General features: G+C 62.1%; 21 protein-coding genes. 10 read left to right on the forward strand and 11 right to left on the reverse strand.

Annotated elements, in window-relative coordinates; translation table 11 throughout:
* Positions 1–34: 34 nt before the first annotated feature.
* From ACQRBV_RS16260 to yegS, 8 genes are all read left to right on the forward strand, one after another.
* Positions 35–1,171, forward strand: a complete 1,137-nt coding sequence (locus ACQRBV_RS16260) for a protein-glutamate methylesterase/protein-glutamine glutaminase (protein WP_411985151.1) — start codon at positions 35–37, stop codon at positions 1,169–1,171.
* Positions 1,171–1,911: a flagellar motor protein gene (locus tag ACQRBV_RS16265; RefSeq protein ID WP_060756015.1), complete on the forward strand. Its 741-nt coding sequence runs from the start codon at positions 1,171–1,173 to the stop codon at positions 1,909–1,911. The genes ACQRBV_RS16260 and ACQRBV_RS16265 overlap by 1 nt, the downstream gene beginning before the upstream one ends.
* A 193-nt stretch (positions 1,912–2,104) precedes the next feature.
* Entirely contained in the window at positions 2,105–2,992 is an 888-nt protein-coding gene (gene motD, locus ACQRBV_RS16270) for a flagellar motor protein MotD (protein WP_060756014.1), read from the forward strand.
* 50 nt (positions 2,993–3,042) lie between these two features.
* Complete coding sequence (locus tag ACQRBV_RS16275) at positions 3,043–3,831, forward strand: ParA family protein (RefSeq protein WP_060756013.1); 789 nt, start codon at positions 3,043–3,045, stop codon at positions 3,829–3,831.
* Positions 3,831–4,637 (forward strand): CheW domain-containing protein, encoded by an 807-nt coding sequence (locus ACQRBV_RS16280; protein ID WP_244699903.1) that lies wholly within the window; start codon positions 3,831–3,833, stop codon positions 4,635–4,637. The genes ACQRBV_RS16275 and ACQRBV_RS16280 overlap by 1 nt, the downstream gene beginning before the upstream one ends.
* 79 nt (positions 4,638–4,716) lie before the next feature.
* The gene (locus ACQRBV_RS16285; protein ID WP_060756011.1) at positions 4,717–5,199 is read left to right on the forward strand and encodes a chemotaxis protein CheW; all 483 of its coding nucleotides are present in this window, start codon (positions 4,717–4,719) and stop codon (positions 5,197–5,199) included.
* Positions 5,200–5,592: a DUF2802 domain-containing protein gene (locus ACQRBV_RS16290; RefSeq protein ID WP_060756010.1), complete on the forward strand. Its 393-nt coding sequence runs from the start codon at positions 5,200–5,202 to the stop codon at positions 5,590–5,592.
* 201 nt (positions 5,593–5,793) lie between these two features.
* On the forward strand, positions 5,794–6,714 hold the full coding sequence (yegS, locus tag ACQRBV_RS16295; protein WP_090369542.1) for a lipid kinase YegS: 921 nt from the start codon (positions 5,794–5,796) through the stop codon (positions 6,712–6,714).
* Here yegS and ACQRBV_RS16300 read toward each other — a convergent pair.
* From ACQRBV_RS16300 to ACQRBV_RS16310, 3 genes are all read right to left on the reverse strand, one after another.
* The gene (locus ACQRBV_RS16300) at positions 6,673–7,332 is read right to left on the reverse strand and encodes a response regulator transcription factor (RefSeq protein ID WP_060756008.1); all 660 of its coding nucleotides are present in this window, start codon (positions 7,330–7,332) and stop codon (positions 6,673–6,675) included. The genes yegS and ACQRBV_RS16300 overlap by 42 nt on opposite strands.
* On the reverse strand, positions 7,329–8,222 hold the full coding sequence (locus ACQRBV_RS16305) for a sensor histidine kinase (RefSeq protein WP_060756007.1): 894 nt from the start codon (positions 8,220–8,222) through the stop codon (positions 7,329–7,331). The genes ACQRBV_RS16300 and ACQRBV_RS16305 overlap by 4 nt, the downstream gene beginning before the upstream one ends.
* A 355-nt stretch (positions 8,223–8,577) precedes the next feature.
* Entirely contained in the window at positions 8,578–9,027 is a 450-nt protein-coding gene (locus ACQRBV_RS16310; protein WP_174554034.1) for a hypothetical protein, read from the reverse strand.
* Between the two features lie 554 nt (positions 9,028–9,581).
* Here ACQRBV_RS16310 and ACQRBV_RS16315 point away from each other — a divergent pair.
* Both ACQRBV_RS16315 and ACQRBV_RS16320 read left to right on the forward strand, forming a co-directional pair.
* Positions 9,582–10,508: a chemotaxis protein CheV gene (locus ACQRBV_RS16315; RefSeq protein WP_060756006.1), complete on the forward strand. Its 927-nt coding sequence runs from the start codon at positions 9,582–9,584 to the stop codon at positions 10,506–10,508.
* A 195-nt stretch (positions 10,509–10,703) separates the two neighbouring features.
* A complete protein-coding gene (locus tag ACQRBV_RS16320) occupies positions 10,704–11,510 on the forward strand; it encodes an MOSC domain-containing protein (protein WP_411985150.1) in 807 nt (268 codons plus the stop codon).
* Between the two features lie 48 nt (positions 11,511–11,558).
* On the opposite strand, the gene ACQRBV_RS16325 is transcribed toward ACQRBV_RS16320, so the two are convergent.
* From ACQRBV_RS16325 to ACQRBV_RS16360, 8 genes are all read right to left on the reverse strand, one after another.
* Positions 11,559–11,843: a pyrimidine/purine nucleoside phosphorylase gene (locus tag ACQRBV_RS16325; protein WP_060756004.1), complete on the reverse strand. Its 285-nt coding sequence runs from the start codon at positions 11,841–11,843 to the stop codon at positions 11,559–11,561.
* Positions 11,844–11,907: 64 nt separating this feature from the next.
* Complete coding sequence (locus tag ACQRBV_RS16330) at positions 11,908–12,450, reverse strand: exonuclease domain-containing protein (RefSeq protein ID WP_060756003.1); 543 nt, start codon at positions 12,448–12,450, stop codon at positions 11,908–11,910.
* A gap of 97 nt (positions 12,451–12,547) precedes the next feature.
* The gene (locus ACQRBV_RS16335) at positions 12,548–14,437 is read right to left on the reverse strand and encodes an acetyl-CoA carboxylase biotin carboxylase subunit (protein ID WP_411985149.1); all 1,890 of its coding nucleotides are present in this window, start codon (positions 14,435–14,437) and stop codon (positions 12,548–12,550) included.
* Between the two features lie 111 nt (positions 14,438–14,548).
* A complete protein-coding gene (locus ACQRBV_RS16340; RefSeq protein WP_411985148.1) occupies positions 14,549–15,310 on the reverse strand; it encodes an enoyl-CoA hydratase/isomerase family protein in 762 nt (253 codons plus the stop codon).
* Positions 15,307–16,464, reverse strand: coding sequence for a citronellyl-CoA dehydrogenase (gene atuD, locus ACQRBV_RS16345; protein WP_104994411.1), 1,158 nt, complete (start codon positions 16,462–16,464; stop codon positions 15,307–15,309). Before atuD ends, ACQRBV_RS16340 begins: the two co-directional genes overlap by 4 nt.
* Positions 16,465–16,480: 16 nt before the next feature.
* Positions 16,481–18,097 carry an acyl-CoA carboxylase subunit beta gene (locus tag ACQRBV_RS16350; RefSeq protein ID WP_411985147.1) on the reverse strand — a complete coding sequence of 539 codons (1,617 nt, stop codon included), beginning with the start codon at positions 18,095–18,097 and terminating at the stop codon, positions 16,481–16,483.
* A gap of 4 nt (positions 18,098–18,101) precedes the next feature.
* Positions 18,102–18,974: an SDR family oxidoreductase gene (locus ACQRBV_RS16355; protein WP_244385368.1), complete on the reverse strand. Its 873-nt coding sequence runs from the start codon at positions 18,972–18,974 to the stop codon at positions 18,102–18,104.
* 12 nt (positions 18,975–18,986) lie between these two features.
* A complete protein-coding gene (locus tag ACQRBV_RS16360) occupies positions 18,987–20,765 on the reverse strand; it encodes an acyclic terpene utilization AtuA family protein (protein ID WP_411985146.1) in 1,779 nt (592 codons plus the stop codon).
* Positions 20,766–20,830: the final 65 nt, after the last annotated feature.

Below are 20,830 nucleotides of genomic sequence, written 5' to 3' on the forward strand. Positions count from 1 at the left end.
GGCAATCGTGCCCGCCCCACCTAACGGAGTGTTTATGGCAGTCAAGGTCCTGGTGGTGGACGATTCGGGTTTCTTCCGCCGCCGCGTCTCGGAAATTCTTTCCGCCGATCCAACCATTCAGGTGGTCGGCACGGCCACCAACGGTAAAGAGGCGATTGATCAGGCCATTGCGTTGAAGCCGGACGTGATCACCATGGACTACGAGATGCCGATGATGGATGGCATCACGGCAGTTCGCCACATCATGCAACGCTGCCCGACCCCGGTATTGATGTTCTCGTCGCTGACCCATGAAGGTGCCCGGGTAACCCTGGATGCGCTGGACGCGGGTGCGGTGGACTTCCTGCCGAAGAATTTCGAAGACATCTCGCGCAACCCCGAGAAGGTCAAGCAGATGCTGTGCGAGAAGGTGCACAGCATTTCCCGCAGCAACCGCCGCAGCCTGTTCAGCACGCCTGCACCTGCGCCTGCGCCAGTGGCGGCACCTGCGGCACCTGCGCCGACCAGTTCCTCATTCGCGCGTCCGGCGCCTGCGCCAGTGGCGCGGCCCGCCGTGGCTCCCGTCCGTGCTTCGGCGCCGAGCGCTCATTCGCCCGCGCCCAAGCGCAAAGCCTACAAGCTAGTGGCTATCGGTACCTCAACCGGCGGCCCGGTCGCCCTGCAACGCGTATTGACCCAACTGCCGGCCAACTTTCCGGCGCCGATCGTGCTGGTGCAGCATATGCCCGCCGCGTTTACCAAAGCCTTCGCCGAACGCCTGGACAAGCTGTGCCGCATCAGCGTCAAGGAAGCCGAAGACGGCGACATCCTGCGTCCTGGCCTGGCGTTGCTGGCGCCGGGTGGCAAGCAGATGATGGTGGATGGCCGTGGCGCGGTGAAAATCCTGCCGGGCGATGAACGCCTTAACTACAAGCCGTGCGTGGATATCACCTTCGGTTCGGCGGCCAAGTCCTACGGCGACAAAGTTCTGGCGGTGGTGCTCACCGGCATGGGCGCCGACGGTCGTGAAGGCGCACGTCTGCTCAAGCAGGGGGGCAGCACGGTCTGGGCCCAGGATGAGGCCAGCTGCGTGATCTATGGCATGCCCATGGCCATCGTCAAGGCGGACCTGGCCGACGCCGTGTACAGCCTGGACGACATCGGCAAGCATCTGGCGGAGGCCTGCCTCTGATGGATGTGTTGAGCTTGATCGGTATCACCCTGGCGTTTGTCGCGATCATCGGCGGCAACTTCCTCGAAGGCGGCCACCTCGGCGCCTTGGCCAACGGCCCGGCGGCGTTGATCGTGATCGGCGGCACCGTGGGCGCAGCCTTGCTGCAATCGCCCCTGAGCTCGTTCAAGCGTGCCATGCAGATTCTGGTGTGGATCATTTTTCCACCGCGTATCGACCTGCTCGGTGGCATCGATCGTGTGGTCAACTGGAGCCTCACCGCGCGCAAGGAGGGCCTGCTGGGCCTGGAAGGCGTGGCCGATGCCGAGCCCGACAGCTACGCACGCAAAGGCTTGCAGCTGCTGGTGGACGGCGCCGAACCGGAAGCGATCCGCAGCATCCTCGAAGTGGATTTCTACACACAGGAAAGCCGTGACATCAACGCGGCCAAAGTCTTTGAAAGCATGGGCGGCTACGCGCCGACCATTGGCATCATCGGTGCGGTGATGGGCCTGATTCACGTCATGGGCAACCTGGCCGATCCGTCGCAATTGGGCAGCGGTATTGCCGTGGCATTTGTCGCCACCATCTATGGCGTGGCCAGTGCCAACCTGGTGCTGTTGCCGGTGGCCAGCAAGCTCAAGTCGATCGCCATGCGTCAGTCACGTTACCGGGAGATGCTGCTGGAAGGTTTGCTGTCGATTGCCGAGGGCGAGAACCCGCGCTCCATCGAATTGAAGCTCCAGGGCTTCATGGATTGATGGCGATGGCTATCAACCTGTGGCGAGCGAGCTTGCTCGCGCTGGGCTGCGAAGCAGCCCCAATACAGCCTACCTATTTCTTCAGATGGAGCGCGTCGCCTGGTTTTGGGGCCGCTTCGCAGCCCAGCGCGAGCAAGCTCGCTCGCCACAATCACAATGAAGCGGTCAATCTTGGTCAGAGAGGTGTCTGCCTGTGAGCCGTCGCCGTCGCGAGCCTGAAGAACACGTCAATCATGAGCGCTGGCTGGTGTCCTACGCGGACTTCATCACCTTGCTGTTCGCGTTTTTCGTGGTGATGTATTCCATCTCGTCGATCAACGAAGGCAAGTACAAGGTCATTTCCCAGGCGCTGATCGGGGTGTTCAACGACACCGATCGCTCGATCAAGCCGATTCCCATCGGTGATGAACGACCCAAGACCGTGACCCCGGCCAAGCCGCTGGTCAACGACAGCGATGAAGTCGCCGCCGGTATCGGCGGCACCAGCGACCCGCTCAAAAGCATCGCCGACGATATCAGCGCCGCGTTCGGTGACCTGATCAAGTCCAACCAGATGACCGTGCGCGGCAATGAGCTGTGGGTGGAGATCGAGCTTAATTCCAGCCTGCTGTTCGCCAGCGCCGATGCCATGCCCAGCGATCAGGCGTTCACCATCATCGACAAGGTGGCGGCGATTCTCAAACCGTTTGAAAACCCGATCCATGTCGAAGGCTTTACCGACAATTTCCCCATCAACACCGCGCAGTACCCGACCAACTGGGAGCTCTCATCCGCCCGCGCGGCCAGTATCGTGCGCATGCTGGCGATGCAGGGTGTGAACCCTGAGCGCCTGGCGTCGGTGGGCTATGGTGAATTCCAGCCGGTGGCCAATAATGCGACCGCCGAGGGCCGCGCACGTAACCGCCGTGTGGTATTGGTGGTGTCGCGCAACCTCGATGTACGCCGTAGCCTGACGGGTACGGGAACGGCTAATGCAACACCGGATGCGGCATTGAGGCGGGCTGGCACACAAACTGCACCGCCTGTGGTCAAGCCGCCGGTTCGGCAGGGGAGCGTCAATTCCCCGTCACTGGCTCAATAACTGATGCAATGTCTCGGTCGCGCTTTTGCCCACCGGGAGGAACCAACCGAATGAGAGTCTGGGCAGTTGCCAATCAAAAAGGTGGAGTCGGCAAGACCACCACCTCCATCGCCTTAGCCGGCTTGCTGGCCGAAGCGGGCAAGCGTGTGGTCGTGGTCGACCTCGACCCCCATGGCTCCATGACCAGCTATTTCGGCTACGACCCGGATGCGCTGGAGCACAGTTGCTACGACCTGTTCCTGCACAAGGGCAGCGTACCCAGCGACTTGCCGGGGCAATTGCTGCTGCCCACCAGTAACGAAAGCATTTCCCTGCTGCCCTCCAGTACCGCGCTGGCGACCCTTGAGCGCCAGTCGCCGGGGCAGAGCGGGCTGGGCCTGGTGATCGCCAAGACCCTGGCGCAGCTGTGGCAGGACTTCGACTACGCCATTATCGACAGCCCGCCGTTGCTCGGCGTGCTGATGGTCAACGCCTTGGCGGCCAGCCAGCAACTGGTGATCCCGGTGCAGACCGAGCACTTGGCCGTCAAAGGCCTGGAGCGCATGGTCAGCACCCTGGCGATGATCAACCGCTCGCGTAAACAGGCGCTGCCGTTCTGCATTGTGCCGACCTTGTTCGACCGCCGTACCCAAGCGTCCCTCGGTACCTTGCGGGTATTACGCGATGCCTACCCGGACACCATCTGGAATGGCTACATCCCGGTCGACACGCGCTTGCGTGACGCCAGCCGCGCGGGCCTGACGCCCTCGCAGTTCGATGGCAAAAGCCGTGGCGTGCTGGCTTATCGTGCGTTGCTCAAGCACCTGCTGGCCCAGCAGCTTGTAGCGCAGGTGGCTTGATGAACCGTCCTGTCAAACTCAAGACCCGGCCGCAATTGGCACTGGAGTCCTACCTGGACGCCTTGCTGCAGGATGCGACCGAGGAACCCTTGCCGGAGCCGGTGCTGGAACTTGAACCGGCCATCGCTGCAGACACTATGCTGGATGAATTCCAGTTGGCCGTATTGGAAGAGCAGGCGCGTGACGCCCATGTCGTGGTCGCCCCTGTGGTGGTGCCGGTCGTGGCGGCAGTGCCGGTTGTGGCGCCGGTCGAGCCGGTCGTGGTTGAGCCCGTTGCAGATGTGCACCTGCCACCGAGCATCACACCGCCGCCGGACACCGGTGACGGCCGCCCATACTGGGCCGCCGAGCCCTTCGAATGCCTGTTATTCGATGTCGCCGGGCTGACCCTGGCGGTGCCGTTGGTGTGCCTGGGTTCGATCTATTCTCTGGAAGGCCAGGAACTGACACCGTTGTTCGGGCAACCGGATTGGTTCCTCGGCATCCTGCCCAGCCAGGCCGGTAATCTTAAAGTGCTGGATACCGCCCGTTGGGTGATGCCCGATCGCTACCGCGACGATTTTCGCCAGGGCTTGCAATACGTGATCTCGGTGCAGGGCTACGAATGGGGGTTGGCGGTGCATCAAGTCAGCCGCTCGTTGCGCCTGGACCCGAACGAAATCAAATGGCGCAGCCACCGTGGCCAACGACCCTGGCTGGCAGGCACCGTGATCGAACATATGTGCGCGTTGCTCGACGTCGCTGAACTGGCCGAGTTGATCGCCAGCGGTGCCGTCAAGTCGATGCCTGCGCACCCGCGCAGTTGATTGAACAATAAGGCCCGCATGCGAATGCGGTTAGCGAAGCACACACGCCGGTTGAGCCGGCATTGAAGGGGTTCTAAGCATGAACAAATCAGCGTCCGCACAAGGTTCGGAAGATCCAATCCTGCAATGGGTTACCTTCAAACTGGACAACGAAACCTACGGTATCAACGTGATGCGCGTGCAGGAAGTGCTGCGCTACACCGAGATCGCTCCGGTTCCGGGGGCGCCAAGCTATGTGCTGGGCATCATCAACCTGCGCGGCAACGTGGTGACGGTGATCGACACCCGCCAGCGTTTTGGCCTGGACACGGTCGAAGTCAGCGACAACACGCGTATCGTGATCATCGAAGCCGACAAGCAAGTGGTCGGGATCATGGTCGACAGCGTGGCGGAAGTGGTTTACCTGCGCCAGTCGGAAGTGGAAACCGCGCCGAACGTGGGCAATGAAGAATCCGCCAAGTTTATCCAGGGCGTATGCAACAAGAACAACGAGCTGCTGATTCTGGTTGAGCTGGACAAGATGATGAGCGAAGAAGAATGGTCGGAACTGGAGAGCATCTGATTGTTCTTCGAGGCGGCGGTGATTGTCCTGGCCCTGTTGTGGGCCGGGACTTTGGCGTTCCTGCTGCGCTACCTGCGCCAGCAACGGGAATTGGCCCAGCAGCAGGCTGAGCGCGATGCCTTGCGTGACCGACGCATCATCGATCTGGTCAAGCGTGTTGATCACTTCCAGCAAACGACGGTGAAGGTGGGGGATGAGGTGCATGAACTGCGCGCCATCCTCGGGCCATTGCCGGACAAGCTGGCGCAGATTGAACAGCGTGACCCGACGAGCTTGTCGTTCGCCCAGGCGGCGAAGTTGGTCGGCATGGGCGCTACGGTGGATGAGCTGACGCAGTCGTGTGGGTTGACCCAGGCGGAGGCGCAGTTGATGAGCAAGCTTCACAAGAGCTGAAGCCTGTGGGAGGGGGCTTGCTCCCGATTGCAGTGGGGCAGGCACCCGATTCATCCACTGGCCCACCCTTATCGGCAGCCCCCCTCGTACAGTGTCGTTGTTCGGGCCCCAACGAATTAATTTCCCTCACCCAATGACTTTTTCCCCCTCACCGAATGTCCACATCCTTCAGGAACCCTCAACCCCTGGAGTCACCCACCCATGACCAGCCCCAAAGCTCTATTGATCCTTCACGGCAAACAAGCCTTGAACGAGGACGTGCGCGCGGCCGTACAGGCTCGGCGCGAGCAGGGTGATGAGTTGGCCGTGCGGGTCACATGGGAAGGCGGCGACGCCCAACGCCTGGTCAATGAAGCCCTGGCTGACGGCTACACCCACATCATCGCCGGTGGCGGCGACGGTACGCTGCGTGACGTCGCCGAAGCCATGGCCCGGGCCAAGACCGACGCCAGCCTGGTCCTGATGCCCCTGGGCACCGCCAACGACTTTGCCCGCGCCGCCGGCGTGCCGCTGGAACCTGCACAGGCATTGGCACTGCTGGACGTGCCACCTCGGGCAATCGACCTCGGCCAGGCCGGCGGGCAAATCTTCCTCAACATGGCCACTGGCGGCTTCGGCAGCCAGGTCACCGCCAATACCTCGGAAGACCTGAAAAAGGTCCTGGGCGGCGCCGCCTACCTGTTCACCGGCCTGACCCGATTCAGCGAATTGAAGGCGGCCTATGGTGAGCTGGAAGGCCCCGGCTTTCACTGGAAAGGTGATCTGCTCGCGCTCGGTATCGGCAACGGTCGCCAAGCGGGCGGTGGGCATGTGTTGTGCCCGGGCGCGTTGGCCGATGATGGCTTGCTGGATATCAGCATTCTGCCGGCGCCCCAGGAAGTGGTCGGCACTTTGCTGACCCTGATGAGTGACGGCTGGGGCCTGGACAATATGTTTGTGCGGGCACGTTTGCCCTGGGTCGAAATCAAGGTGGCCGAAGGGTTGTACATCAACCTGGATGGTGAGCCGCTGCAGGGCGACGATTTGCGCTTCAGTGCGTTGCCCAAGGCCTTGCGCGTGCACTTGCCGCTGGGCTCGCCCCTAGTCGTCCAGGCTGATGATCTGCTCGCGAACGGCGAATAACACCAGGCCGGCGACGTCATAGATCTGCAGGCGTTTCATGATCTGCGAGCGATGGGCTTCCACCGTCTTGATGCTCAAGCCCAGTCCCTGGGCGATTTCCCGGGTAGATTTACCGCGCACGATCAAGCGCAGGATCTCCAGCTGGCGTGCCGTGAGGGTGTGGTTGTGGGCGACGGGAGAGGCCGGCCCCTGGCTGCGGATCAATGCCTGGTTGATCACGGTGTGGGCAATGGCGGGACTCAGGTAGCGCTCATTATTGCGCAGGGCCAGCAAGGCGTGTTCCAGCTCGTTGGCCGTGGTGTCCTTGAGCAGATAGCCGTGGGCGCCGGACTCCAGCGCGCGCATGATCAACTCGGGGTCGGTGTGCATCGACAGGATCAGCACCTTGCTCTTGGGGTAGGCCGCTTTGAGCTGCTGCAAGGCATCCAGGCCACCGGTGTGTTTCATCGACAGGTCCAGCAGCACGATGTCCGGCTGCAAGGTGCTGAAGGCTTCCAGCACTTGCGCGCCATCGTCGGCTTCGCCAATCACGGTGTAGCCGGGGATATCCTGGATCAGCGCGCGCACGCCGGCCCGGATCAGAGCGTGGTCATCCACCAGGAGTAGTGTGCAAGTCACTCAAGAGCCTTAGGGGCGCTGGCCCGTTCGAGGGCGCGGGGCGCCCAGGGGAAAAGTGCGTCGATCCGTGTGCCCTGGCCGGGTTGGCTGTTGACGGACAAAGAGCCTCCCAGTTGATCGATCCGTTCGACCATGCCGGCCATGCCCCGCTGGCCCATCAGGCCCGGGTTGGGCGCGGGTGAAAAGCCACGGCCGTCATCGCAGATCATCAGCGACAAGCCTTCGGGCAGGCGCTGCAGGCGCACCCGCAGGTTCTGCGCCTGGGCGTGGCGGAGCATGTTGGTCACCGCTTCCTGGGTGATGCGAAAGGCGGCCACGGCCATTTCTTCGGGGATGCCGGTCAACCGTTGCTGGCATTCCAGGCTCCAGTGGATCGGGGTGTTTTCCAGGGTCTTGAGCAGGTGCGCGCGCAGGCTGGCTTCCAGGCCCAGGCTGGCCAACTGGCGCGGGTTGAGAATCGCCGATACGTCACGCACTTTGGCCAGGGTCTCATTCAGGGTATTGCACAGCACCGTGCATTGGCTTTGCAGGTCGTCTGGCAGTCGGCGCTTGAGCCATTCGCTTTGCAGTTTGGCGGCGGTCAGCAATTGGCCGATGTCATCGTGCAGGTCGCGGCTGAGCCGGTGGCGTTCGTTTTCCTGGACTTGCAGCAGGCGGTCGGCCAGTTCCTGGGGCTGGAACTTGATGGATTTGCGCGAGTGCCATTGCTGCACGCCCACCACGATCAAGGTGATGAGGTTGAGCAGAAGGATCGAGAGCGGCAGGGGGGCGTTGTGGCTATAGGCCCACAGGCTGACCAGCAACGAGCACAGGCACAAGGCGAGGACCAGGCGGCGGGCATTGCTGCGGGACACGGACCTTGTGATGAGTGACTTGAGGCTGGCGTACATAGCGGATGGAGCCAATGAAGGTTCGCTGCGGGAAAGCCGGTCATGGGGGGTGACAGGCCTTTGTTTGGAATACGGTGCCGAATCGTTTTTGGACATGATGAAGTTGAGTCACTTCGAGCGGGGCATAGTACCACCACTATTACCGTCGGTCGCCTGGCGCCTCGCTCGATTGGCTTATTAACCAAGCCAATACCCTGAGTGGTAATCCCAGAGTTCAAAGTGAGTGAGTAGTTGTATTAATGAACCGGGTTGCAGACATGGCTAATTGATATATCGGCCGCGCAAGATCGCCTCGACCGACTAACCCAAGGTCGTTTTTAGATAACTAACCGATTAAATACGACCTGGTCATTGCTCAAACCGTGTGGTGCAAACGTGATTGTGGCTTATTGCCGAAGTCTTTTTGTGGGATTTGCAAGGTGACCGTCGCAATCAGCGTTGTTTGTTCGCTTTCATCCAGCGCCAGTTCGCCGGTGCGCGTGTCGATCAACTCCAGTTGCCAGGCCAGCAGCGTCAGGCAGTCGTGCAGGGCGTCCAGTGCCTGATCATGCAATTGCATGGGGTTCACGGCGTTGGCAATCAGGCATTGCAGATGCCTGGAGAATTCACTGATCGCCTGCAATGCCAGGCCTTCGGCTTTTTCCGCCAGCTTGGCGAGGCTGGCTTTCATGCAGTCGATGGCATCGCTGTCGTTGCGAATCAAATGCAGGTGGCTCAAGCACTCTTCCGATTTGGCCAGCAGCATTTCGGCTTCCAGCAGGAACTCGGGAAGTGTGGTTTGCCATTCGTTTGCGCTATTCATCATGTAAGTCTCCGCAACATAAGGTCGGGTGATGAGATGTCGCACCGGGTGAATGGCGTAAAACTACTGCTGAAATATGACTGGAATCTGTAGGTCGGTTCTGAGATTGCAGTAGGAACGTTATTGAATTGACCACAAAAGCCGCGCGTGGCCCTCGCTGTCCGGGGCGATTGCACAACTTTAGTTGCCGCCGACAGAGTGCCTGGAAGACCCGTGGGATGTGGGCTTGGTGTGGCAAACAAAAGCCTGACTCCATTCATGCAATGAGAATGGCGTCACATTAATGGCTATTAGATATCGCGAATATCAGGTTGGACCTGATTGTGTATAGGGGAATCCCTTATACGATGGAACCCTACGTCGATTCGGGTGTCGCGCGACGTTGCGGCAATGCCGGATGAAGGCGCAATTCAGTAAACCATGATGTCAGTGTGACATCAACTGATTTACGTGGCATTTTACTGGGGTCAAGGTCTGGCGATTGCCGCCGATAACTAGTCTTAACTGAGTTGCACAATTTCTCAGCGTGAATTCAACGCGCACATCAGGAGCTTTTAATGGCCGGCATTCTCGACACCGTAGATCAACGCACGCAGCTGGTGGGTGAGAATCGCCTGGAGATTCTCATGTTTCGCCTGGCCGGGCGGCAGTTGTTCGCGATCAATGTGTTCAAGGTGCAGGAAGTCCTGCAACTGCCCAAGCTGACCCTGATGCCCCAGCGCCATCCATTCGTGTGCGGCGTGGTCAACCTGCGTGGCCAGACCCTGCCGGTGATCGACTTGTCCCAGGCCATCGGCATGCGTCCGCTGGTGCCGGGGCCCGACAGCACCATTATCGTCACCGAGTACAACCGCTCGGTACAGGCGTTCCTGGTGGGGGGCGTGGACCGTATCGTCAACATGAACTGGGAAGCCATCCTGCCACCACCGACCAGCGCCGGGCGTCAGCATTACCTGACCGCCATCAGTAAGGTCGATGATCAGTTGGTGGAAATCATCGACGTGGAAAAAGTCCTCGCCGAGATCGTGCCGTATAACGCCAAGGTCTCCCGGGAAAAACTCGAAGACCCGGTGCTGGAACGCGCCCGTGGCCGCGAAGTACTGCTGGTGGATGACTCCAATGTCGCCCTGGCGCAACTGCGCGACACCCTCGGGCAGCTCGGCGTGAAGATGCACATCGCCAGCGACGGCCTCAAGGCACTGAATATGCTCAAGACCTGGGCCGACAGCGGCCAGGTGATGACCGACAAACTGCTGATGATCTTCACCGACGCCGAAATGCCCGAGATGGACGGCTATCGCCTGACCACCGAGATCCGCAACGATCCACGCTTGCGCGGGCTCTATGTGGTGCTGCACACCTCGCTGTCGGGCAGCTTCAACGAGTCGATGGTCAAGAAGGTCGGCTGCGACAACTTCCTGTCCAAGTTCCAGCCGGACAAACTGGTGGACGTAGTCCGCCAACGCCTGACGCTGGATCTGTAGTGAGCGGGCTTGCCCCGCGCTGGGGGGCGCAGCCGCCCCAAATCCAGGCACCTCGGTTTTTCTGATACACCGCGGCGTCCCTGTTGGGGCGGCTGCGCCCCCCAGCGCGGGGCGAGCCCGCTCACTACAAGGGGGTTTTGATTCTGGGGGCCTGCTCGTATAGGGTGGCGCTTTATCCTCCAGGAAAGCAGGCTCATGCTTCGTCTCAGCGCGTTGTACCGTTACCCTTTGAAGTCCGGCAAGGCCGAGGTCTTGCAGCGGATCGGCCTGGATAAACTGGGGCTGGAAGGGGACCGACGCTGGATGCTGGTGGACGAGGCCAGTGGGCGTTTCCTGACGCAACGAGCGGTGGCGAAGATGAGCCAGCTATCGGCGCTGTGGAACGCAGCCGGTGGCTTGACCCTCAGCACCCCAGGCGTTGCGTCGCTGGAAGTGGCCTTGCCTGGCAGTGACGTCGAGCTGCGCGGCGTGACCATCTGGCGCGACACCTTGCGCGTGCCGGATGCCGGGGATGCGGCCGCCGCCTGGGTCAGTGAGTTTATCGGCAAGCCCACGCGGCTGGTGCAGATGCCGCTGGCCCGCGCCCGTACCACCGAGGCGGGGTTCGGCAACGACGACGATCAAGTGGCGTTTGCCGACGGCTACCCGTTGTTGCTGATCGGCCAGGGCTCTCTGGACGATCTTTCGCGGCACGTTGGCCGCCCGATGGAGATGCTGCGTTTTCGTCCCAACCTGGTGATCGAAGGGGGGGAAGCCTTTGCCGAAGACGGCTGGAAGCGCCTGCGCATTGGCGACGTCGAGTTGCGCGTGGTCAAGCCGTGTTCACGCTGCATTCTCACCACGATCGACCCCGCCACCGGCGAGCGTAGTGCCGATCGCGAACCTTTCGCCACGCTCGATAGCTATCGCAAGACGGAAAGTGGCGCGATGTTCGGCCAGAACTTGGTCAACGATGGCATCGGCTATCTCGAAGTCGGCATGCCGGTCACGATCCTGGAATAAAAAATGCCCGTCTCCTGCGAGACGGGCATTTTTTTGTCGGGCTGAAACTCAGCCGCGGTATTCGCACAGGTAAGCGGTGTCCACCGCGACCTTCAGCTGGAACTTGCTGTTGGCCGGTACGTTGAACTGGCTGCCGGCGGCGAAGGTTTCCCACTCGCTGGCTTCCGGCAGTTTGACGGTCAGTGCGCCGGATACCACGTGCATGATTTCACGCTGGGCGGTGCCGAACTCGTATTCACCCGGGGCCATCACGCCGATAGTCGCCGGACCCTCTGCGGTGCCGAAAGCGATCGACTTGACGGTGCCGTCGAAGTACTCATTGACTTTAAACATGGGTGAATCCTCGGAAAAAGGGTCTGGAAAGGTCGGCCAGTATGCCCAAGCCCGGAGGAGCTGCCTAGACCGGCAAAATCAACGGCAGCAGGCGTGCGGTGTTGCGTGCATCTTCCAGCGCGCGATGTTGCTGGCCATGGAACTGCATCCCCGCCAATTGCAGGGCGCCATTGAGCCCCAGCGGCTTGTCCAGGCGCCGGGCCTTGGCGAAGCGCTGCTTGAGATTGACGTGGGTCGTTTGCGCCAGGACGCTGGTCAGGTCATTGCGCTGCCATTCCAGTTCCAGTTGCACACGATCGTAGTCGCCCCAGCTGGCCCAGCCTTCCAGGCGTGTCTGATGCTGGCCCAGCCAGCGCTCGAACAGTGGCCACACCTCGCTGAGCGGGGCGGCAGCATCGATATTGGCCTGGGTGATATGGGTCAGTTGGCGGCAGAAGGGCGTCAGCAAGGGGCGACGCAGCGGCCGCACAAAGCGCTGGAAATGATCCAGTTCACGGCCCTGGCGGTTGACCAGGCTGGCGCCGATCTCGATGACTTCCATCTCCGTCACGGGCCAGCCGCCTTCATCCGTTGTGGCTTCAAGGTCAATAATCAGCCAATGAGGCATCGCGCAGGTTCCCGTACTCTTTGTTTCCTGATGGGGATAGAGCGTAGCGTGACCTTGTAGTTCCGCGCTGTTTTTTCATCGAGGCCCAGGGCTGCCGCTATTCGATCTCCAGCAGCACTTGGCGATTGCGCACCTGATCGCCGGTCATCACCTGCACGCCTTTGATGACCCCATCGATGCCGGCGGTGAGCGGATGCTCCATTTTCATCGCTTCGAGCACCAGCAGCAGTTGGCCTTTGGTGACGGTTTGCCCGGCGCTCACGCGGATGTCGACAATGGCACCGTCCATCGGCGCTTTGACCGTGCCGCTGCCGGCGCTCGTCTGGCGGCCGGCGACTGGCTGGGTGCAGTGGGTAATGCTGAGACCCGGCAGCCATAACCGGGTGCCCTCAAGGTGGTAGGCGACACGTCGGCGAATGCCGTCGAGTTCCAGGGTGGCATACTCGCCATCGGTGCTGAGTTGCAGGGGGGCGGCACTGACGTTGTGGATTTCACCGTTGACCTCCAGGCGGCAGGCCCAAGGCGCACTGGCGCTGGGATTGTTGCTCCAGCCCGCAAGAGCCGGTGCATGCGCACTGGCGCTGTGTTGATAAAACAGCGCGGCGGCCAGCGCGAGTTGTTCTTTTGTCGCGGCCTGAGGCGGGACTTCGCTGAAGTGCTCGGCGATAAAGCCGGTACTGAAATCGCCTGCGATAAAATCCGGATGCTTGAGCAGGTCGGCCAGCAACCGTTGGTTGGTGGTCACGCCCAGCAGCAGGGTGTCTTGCACTGCGCGCAGCAGCTTGCGTCGGGCCTCTTCACGGGTAGTGCCGTGGGCGATGATCTTGCCGAGCATCGCGTCATAGAACGGGCTGATGCGCTGGCCTTGCAGTACGCCGTGGTCAGTCCGCACACCGGCGGCCGGCTCCCAGCGCAGCACATCGCCGGTTTGCGGCACAAAGCCCTGGGTCGGGTCTTCGGCATACAGGCGCACTTCCATGGCGTGGCCGCTCAGGCGCACATCGGCCTGTTCCAGCGGCAGCGGGTCGCCGGCGGCGATTTTCAACTGCCAGTCCACCAGATCCAGGCCTGTGATCAGTTCAGTGACCGGGTGTTCCACCTGCAGGCGGGTGTTTATTTCGAGGAAGTAAAACCGGCCGTCGCGGTCGAGCAAGAACTCCACGGTGCCCGCACCCACGTAATTCACCGCGCGCCCGGCCTTGAGGGCGGCTTCGCCCATGGCCTGGCGCAACGCGGGCGTCATGATGGGGCAGGGGGCTTCTTCGATGACTTTCTGGTGACGGCGTTGGATCGAGCAGTCGCGCTCGCCCAGGTAGATGAGGTTGCCGTGTTGGTCGCCGAACAGTTGGATCTCGACGTGGCGCGGGTCGATCAACGCTTGTTCGAGGATCAGTTCGTCGCTGCCAAACGCGTTTTTGGCTTCGGAGCGGGCGGTGTGCAGATTCTCCAGCAGGGCGTCGGCATCCTGCACAAGGCGCATGCCACGCCCGCCGCCGCCGGCGCTGGCTTTGATCATCAGCGGGTAGCCGATGCGGTTGGCTTGCTGTTGTAGCGTGGCGTTGTCTTGTTGCTCGCCTTGGTAGCCCGCAACACAGGGCACACCGGCGTCGAGCATGGCGAGCTTGGACAGGCGTTTGCTGCCCATCAGTTCGATGGCCTCGACGCTGGGGCCGATGAAGGTCAAGCCGGCCTCCAGGCAGGCTTTGGCGAATGGGGCGTTTTCGGAGAGGAAGCCGTAGCCGGGGTGGATGGCGTCGGCGCCGGTTTTCCTGGCGGCATCGAGAATGGCCGGGATGTCCAGGTAGGACTGTTGTACGGGAGCGGGACCGATGTTGACGGCTTCGTCGGCCATCAGGACGTGCAGCGCCTCGGCATCGGCGTCGCTGTAGACGGCCACGGTGCGGTAGCCCAGGGCTTGGGCGGTGCGCTGGATACGGCAGGCGATCTCACCGCGGTTGGCGATCAGGATTTTGCTGAATGCGGGCATTGAGTTATCCCTTGGTTGATGGGGTGTCGGTTCGGGCCTCATCGGGAGCAAGCCCCTTCCACATTGTTGAAGTGCGTTCCAACGGTGGGAGGGGGCTTGCTCCCGATGGCATCATTTGCACCACTCAGGCTGACGCTTTTGTACAAAGGCCTGAGTCCCCTCGATCCCTTCCTCCCCCCTGACGGCCTCGGCAAACCACTGTGCCCCCCGATCCAATACGTTCTCGAGCGGCTCATCCACGCTGGCCAGCAACAGCGCCTTGGTCCGTCCATTCGCCCCGGGTGCGCACTTGAGCACCTCGCCCAACACCTCATCCAGGCGCTGCGCCAGGGCCTGCGGATCCGTCTCGACAAAATGCACCACGCCCAACCGCTCAGCTTGCATCCCATCAAACCGCGCCGCCGTCAGCGCCAATCGGCGTGCCTGGGTCAGCCCGATTCGCTTGACCACAAACGGCGCTATCTGCGCCGGCAGCAGGCCCAGGCGGGTCTCCGGCAAGCCGAACTGCGCCTGATGATCGGCAATCGCAATATCACTCACACACGCCAAGCCAAACCCGCCGCCCAGCACCGCGCCTTGCAACACCACGATTACCGCCTGCGGCAGCGCTTCAACTTGCTGCAACAGCGTGCCGAACGCCCGATTCAAGGCCTGTAACTGATCGCCGGCGTGGAGCATGTCCTTCACATCCGCGCCGGCACAGAAATGCCCGCCGACGCCTGTGATCACCAACGCCCGTATCTGGCTGTCCAGCCCTGCCAGCACCGTGCGCAGTTCATTGACCATTTCCAGGCTCATCGCATTGCGGCATTCGGGGCGGTTGAGGGTGATATGCAGCACGCCGTGATGCGCTTCGAGCAACAGGGTGTTCATGACTTTTTACCGGGCAAGGTGCCCATCAGTTTGCAGAGGATGCCCAGCATGATTTCATCGGCACCGCCGCCGATCGACACCAGGCGCACGTCGCGGTAGGCGCGGGCCACCGGGTTGTCCCACATATAGCCCATGCCGCCCCAGTATTGCAGGCAACTGTCGCTGACCTCGCGCCCCAGGCGCCCGGCCTTGAGCTTGGCCATGGAGGCCAGGCGCGTGACGTCCTGGCCTTTGATGTATTGCTCGGTGGCCTGGTACACCAGGGCGCGCAGGCATTCGATTTCGGTGGCCAATTCAGCCAGGCGAAAGTGGATCACCTGGTTGTCGATCAAAGCCTTGCCGAACGTCTGGCGCTCCTTGCAGTAGTCGATCGTGCTGTCAATGCAGTACTCCAGGCCCTTGATCATATTGGCCGCGCCAAACAGGCGTTCTTCCTGGAATTGCAGCATCTGCATCATGAAGCCCGCGCCTTCGTGGCCGATACGGTTGCGCTGGGGCACGCGCACGTCATCGAAGAACACCTGCGCGGTCTCGGAACTGTGCATGCCGAGTTTTTCCAGGGGCGGGCTGACACGGATGCCGGGCGTGTTCATCGGCACCATGATCAGCGACTTGTTGATGTGCGGTTTGTCGTCGGAGGTGTTGGCCAGCAGGCAGATAAAGTCGGCGCTGGGGGAGTTGGTGATCCACATCTTGCTGCCGTTGATTACGTAGTCGCCGCCGTCCTTGCGCGCATGGGTTTTCAACCCGGCCACATCGGAGCCGGCGCCGGTTTCCGAGACGCCGATACAGCCCACTTGTTCGCCGCTGATGGCTGGTCGGAGGAACTCGTCGCGCAATTCATCGGAGCCGAAGCGGGCGAGGGCCGGGGTGCACATATCGGTTTGCACGCCAATGGACATGGGAATACCGCCGCAACGAATGGTGCCGAATTCCTCGGCGGCGACAATCGAATAGCTGTAGTCCAGGCCCATGCCGCCGAATGCCTCAGGCTTGGAAATGCCCAGCAGGCCCAGCTCGCCGGCTTTGCGAAAGATGTGGTGGATGGGAAAACGCCCGGCTTTTTCCCATTCATCCACATGCGGGTTGATCTCGCGGTCGACAAAGGCACGGACGGTGCGGCGCAGTTCCTGGTGTTCCTGGGTGAAGATCATTGTTGTTGTTCTCCTGTTAGAAACGCGCCACGCCAAAACTGTTGGGCTGCAACTGCCTGACCTCGGCTTCGTGGCAGATATCCAGCAGCAACCCCAGCAACGTGCGCGTATCGCGGGGGTCTATCAGCCCGTCATCCCACAGATTGGCACTGCCATACAGCGCAGTGGACTGGCTGTCGAGTTTCTGTGCGGTGACCTGTTCCAGCATGTCCAGCACCTTGGAGTCGGGCACCAGGCCGTCTTTCAGTTGCTTGGCTTCGGTGACGATGCGCAACACCTTGCCGGCCTGCGCGCCGCCCATCACCGCCGTGCGGCTGTTGGGCCAGGCGAAGATGAACCGTGGGTCCAGGCCGCGACCGCACATCGCGTAGTTGCCGGCACCGTAGGAGCCGCCGACCACAATCGCGAGTTTAGGCACCCGCGCCGTCGCCACGGCCTGGATCATCTTCGCGCCATGCTTGATCACGCCTTGCTGCTCCGATTCGGTACCGACCATGAACCCCGTGGTGTTGTGCAGGAACAGCAGTGGTGTGCGGCTCTGGTCGCATAGCTGGATAAACTGCGCGGCTTTGCTGGCCCCCTTGGGCGTGATCGGGCCGTTGTTGCCGATCACGCCCAGCGCACGGCCCTGGATGTGCAAGTGGCCGCACACGGTGTGGGCGTCGAACTCGCCCTTGAATTCGAGGAAGGCGGAGCCGTCTGCCAGGCGCGCGAGGATTTCACGCACGTCGTAGGGTTTTTTCGGGTCATTGGGGATCAACCCCAGCAGTTCGTCGATGGGATACAACGGTTCTGTGTAAGGCCGCGTCGGGGCGGGCGGCAGTCGCTCATTCCAGGGCAGCAGGGCGACGATTTCGCGCACGATACGCACGCCGTCCGCATCATTTTCCGCCAGGTACTCCGCTGTGCCGGCGGTTTGCGCATGCATTTCAGCTCCGCCCAAGGCTTCATCGGTCGCCACTTCGCCGGTGGCGGCCTTGAGCAGAGGCGGCCCGGCGAGGAACAGCTTGGCGTTGCCGCGCACGACCACCACGTAATCCGACAACCCGGGCTGATAGGCCCCACCCGCCGTGGCGGAGCCATGCACCACGGTGATCTGCGGTAAGCCCATGGCCGACATGCGTGCCTGATTGGCAAAGCTGCGGGCGCCTTCGACAAAAATCTCGGCGGCATAGTTGAGGTTCGCGCCGCCACTTTCCGCCAGGGTCACCACCGGCAGTTTGTTCTCCATGGCGATCTGTTGCAGGCGCAGGGATTTCTTCAGGCCCGTGGGGGAAATGGTCCCGCCCTTGATCGCACTGTTATTGGCCACCACCAGCATGCGCACGCCACTGACGTAGCCGATGCCGGCGATCAAGCCACCGCCGGCGGCGCTGCCGTCCTTGTCATCGTGGAGTTTGTAGCCGGCCAGGCTCGCCAGTTCAAGGAACGGTGCGCCGGGGTCCAGCAGCAGGTTGAGGCGTTCGCGGGGCAGCAGTTGGTTGCGCCGCTCGAACTTGGGTCTGGCCTCCTGCGCTTTGCTCAGCAACTGCTGTTGCAGTTGGTGCAGTTGTTGAAGGCTGGTCAACAGGGCTTCGCGGTTTTGCGCGAATTGCGGGCTATGGATGTCGATCTGGGTTTCGATCACCGGCATGGTTTTATTGCTCCGCCTTGAGCACATCGGGCACAGAGGCACGATGGAAACCGTTGAACGACGCGCTGGGTGGCTGCGCCTTGTGCAGCGGCCAGGCGCGGCTGCCCAGGCTGGCGGCGCCGTCGATGCGCAGGGTGCTGCCGCTGATAAAGGCCGCGGCGGGGCTGAGCAGGAACACAATGGCGGCGCTGACCTCCGACTCGGTGCCGATGCGCTTGAGCGGCACGTGTTCGCGCAACGTCGGGATCACCGCCTTGAACGCGCCTTCGTAAGTGTCCATGCCGCTGGAGGCAATCCAGCCCGGCGCCACGGCATTGACCCGCACACCGGCGTAACCCCATTCGAACGCGGCGGTCTTGGTGAAGTTGTCCATACCCGAACGGGCCGCTCCGGAGTGCCCCATGCCAGGCATGCCGCCCCACATGTCGGCGAGCATGTTGACGATGGCGCCGCCGTGCTGGCTCATGGATTGGTTGAACACTTCACGGGCCATCAGGAAGCCGCCGACCAGGTTGGTACGCAGTACGGTTTCAAAACCTTTCTGGTTGATCGAGGCCAGTGGCGATGGGTACTGGCCGCCGGCGTTATTCACCAGCCCGTGGATCGGCCCGTGCTCGCCGATGAGCTGGCTGACGAGTGCTTTGACCGCCGCTTCATCGCGAATGTCGCAAGCCTGCCAGTGGGCGTTGCCACCGTCCTGGGCTATCTCCGCCGCTACTGCCTGGAGTTTTTCCGGTTTGCGCCCCACGAGTATTACCTGGGCGCCCAGGGCCGCCAGTTCATGGGCGGTGCAGCGGCCAATACCGCTGCCGCCTCCCGTGACAATCACGGTTTGCCCTTGGAACAGGTTGGCTTTGAAGATCGAGTCGAAGGCCACGGCAACGGTCCTTTAGCGAAGTTGATCGGCAATGTGCTGCGGCACGGCAATGGGGATTTCCAGCAGTTGCTGGGCAAACGCCTTGCCTTGCGGGTCGATGCGCAGGCTGGCGATACCACCGCCGCCCAGGGCGTTTTCCAGCAGGAAATTCAGGCTGTGGCTGCCGGGCAAATACCAGCGCTCGACGCGGCCATGCAGGGGATCGAGCACATGGCTCATCCAATCGACGATCACTTCCGGGGTCAGCGCTTCGGCGATCCACGGCAGGTACTCGGGGTCGCGGGCGATCACACCGATGTTGCTGTGGTTGCCCTTGTCCCCGGAGCGCGCTACGGCGAGTTTCACCAGCGGTACGCTGGCATCTGCGCGGCCTTGAGGCTTGGGTGGATCAAGCGGTGCGGCCGGCGTGGCGAGCGCATGCACGGGCGGTAACGCGCAGGCGTGGCGTTGCCCTTGGCATTCGACCAGCGGCTTACACGCGGTTTTGTCGACCAGGAACGAAAACAGTCGGATCAACGGGTAGACCGAAGGTCGCCCACCGACGATGCCGGTCAGGCCCGGTGCCATGCCGGTCGCCGCCTGGGCGATTTCACGGGCGAACAGCAGCAATGCCTGCTTGTTCGGGTGGCGCACGGCGAGCTTCACCACCACTTCGCGGCTGTCGTGGCGTTGGGCGTGGGCGCCGTAGGTGGCTTCGCTGCCCAGCAGTTCGATATTCACTTCGGTGTAGGGGCCCCAACCGCGCTGGCTGAACAGCTCCGACGTCTTGTTGATGATCGCCTGGCTGACGCGCTCGGCCTTGGCCACCGCATCGATCCCGGCCAGCAGGCAACTGGCGGTACAGCGAAAGCCATCCAGGTAAGTGGCGCTGACTTTGTACTGCGCAGTGGGCGGCAAGCCCTTGGCGCCGTGCAGGCGTACGCAGTTTTTGCCCTGTTGCTGCAAGCGCACCTGGCTGAAATCGCAGATCACATCGGGCAACAGGTACGCACGCGGGTCGCCGATTTCATACAGCAGTTGCTCGGCCACGCTGAGTTCACTGATCAACCCGCCCGTACCCTCGACTTTGTTCACGGTGAACTGCCCGTCGGCGCTCACCTCGACGATGGGGAAGCCGATGTGTTCGTAGTCCGGCACGTCGCGCCAATCGGTGAAGTTGCCGCCGGTGCACTGTGCGCCGCATTCGATAATGTGCCCGGCCAGGGCGGCTTGGGCCAGGCGGTCATAGTCCTGCCAGGACCAGCCGAACTCATGCACCAGTGCGGCACTGACCACGGCGCTGTCGACCACCCGGCCGGTGATGACGATATCGGCGCCCAGCGCCAGCGCCTGGACGATGCCGGGAGCGCCGAGATAAGCGTTGGCGGACACGCAGGCCGGCGGCAGCGGCGCGCCGTTGAACAGGTCGGTGACGCCGTGCAGTTGCTTGAGCCGGGGTTGCAGGTCGTCGCCCAGCAGCACGGCGATTTTCAGCGGCAGCCGGGCTTCATCGCAGGCCGCCTGGAGCGCCGCAGCGCAGGCTTGTGGATGGATGCCCCCGGCGTTGCTGATCACGCGGATGCCCTGGCGCCGGATCTCGGCCAACAATGGCGTGAGCACCTCGACGAAGTCGGTGGCGTAGCCGGCCTGGGGATCTTTCAAGCGCGCCCCGGCGAGGATCGACATTGTGACTTCCGCCAGGTAGTCGAACACTAGGTAGTCCAGCGCGCCGCCATGCACCAACTGGGCGGCAGCCGTGCTGGTATCGCCCCAGAAAGCGCTGGCGCAGCCGATACGAACCGTCTTGCTCATGAGAGATCCTTCCTCGAATGGCTGGGTCGAGACTACCAAGCAAGCGCTTGGTTTGTAAACTCCCG

Source organism: Pseudomonas sp. R11F (assembly GCF_050312575.1).
Classification (GTDB): domain Bacteria; phylum Pseudomonadota; class Gammaproteobacteria; order Pseudomonadales; family Pseudomonadaceae; genus Aquipseudomonas; species Aquipseudomonas palleroniana.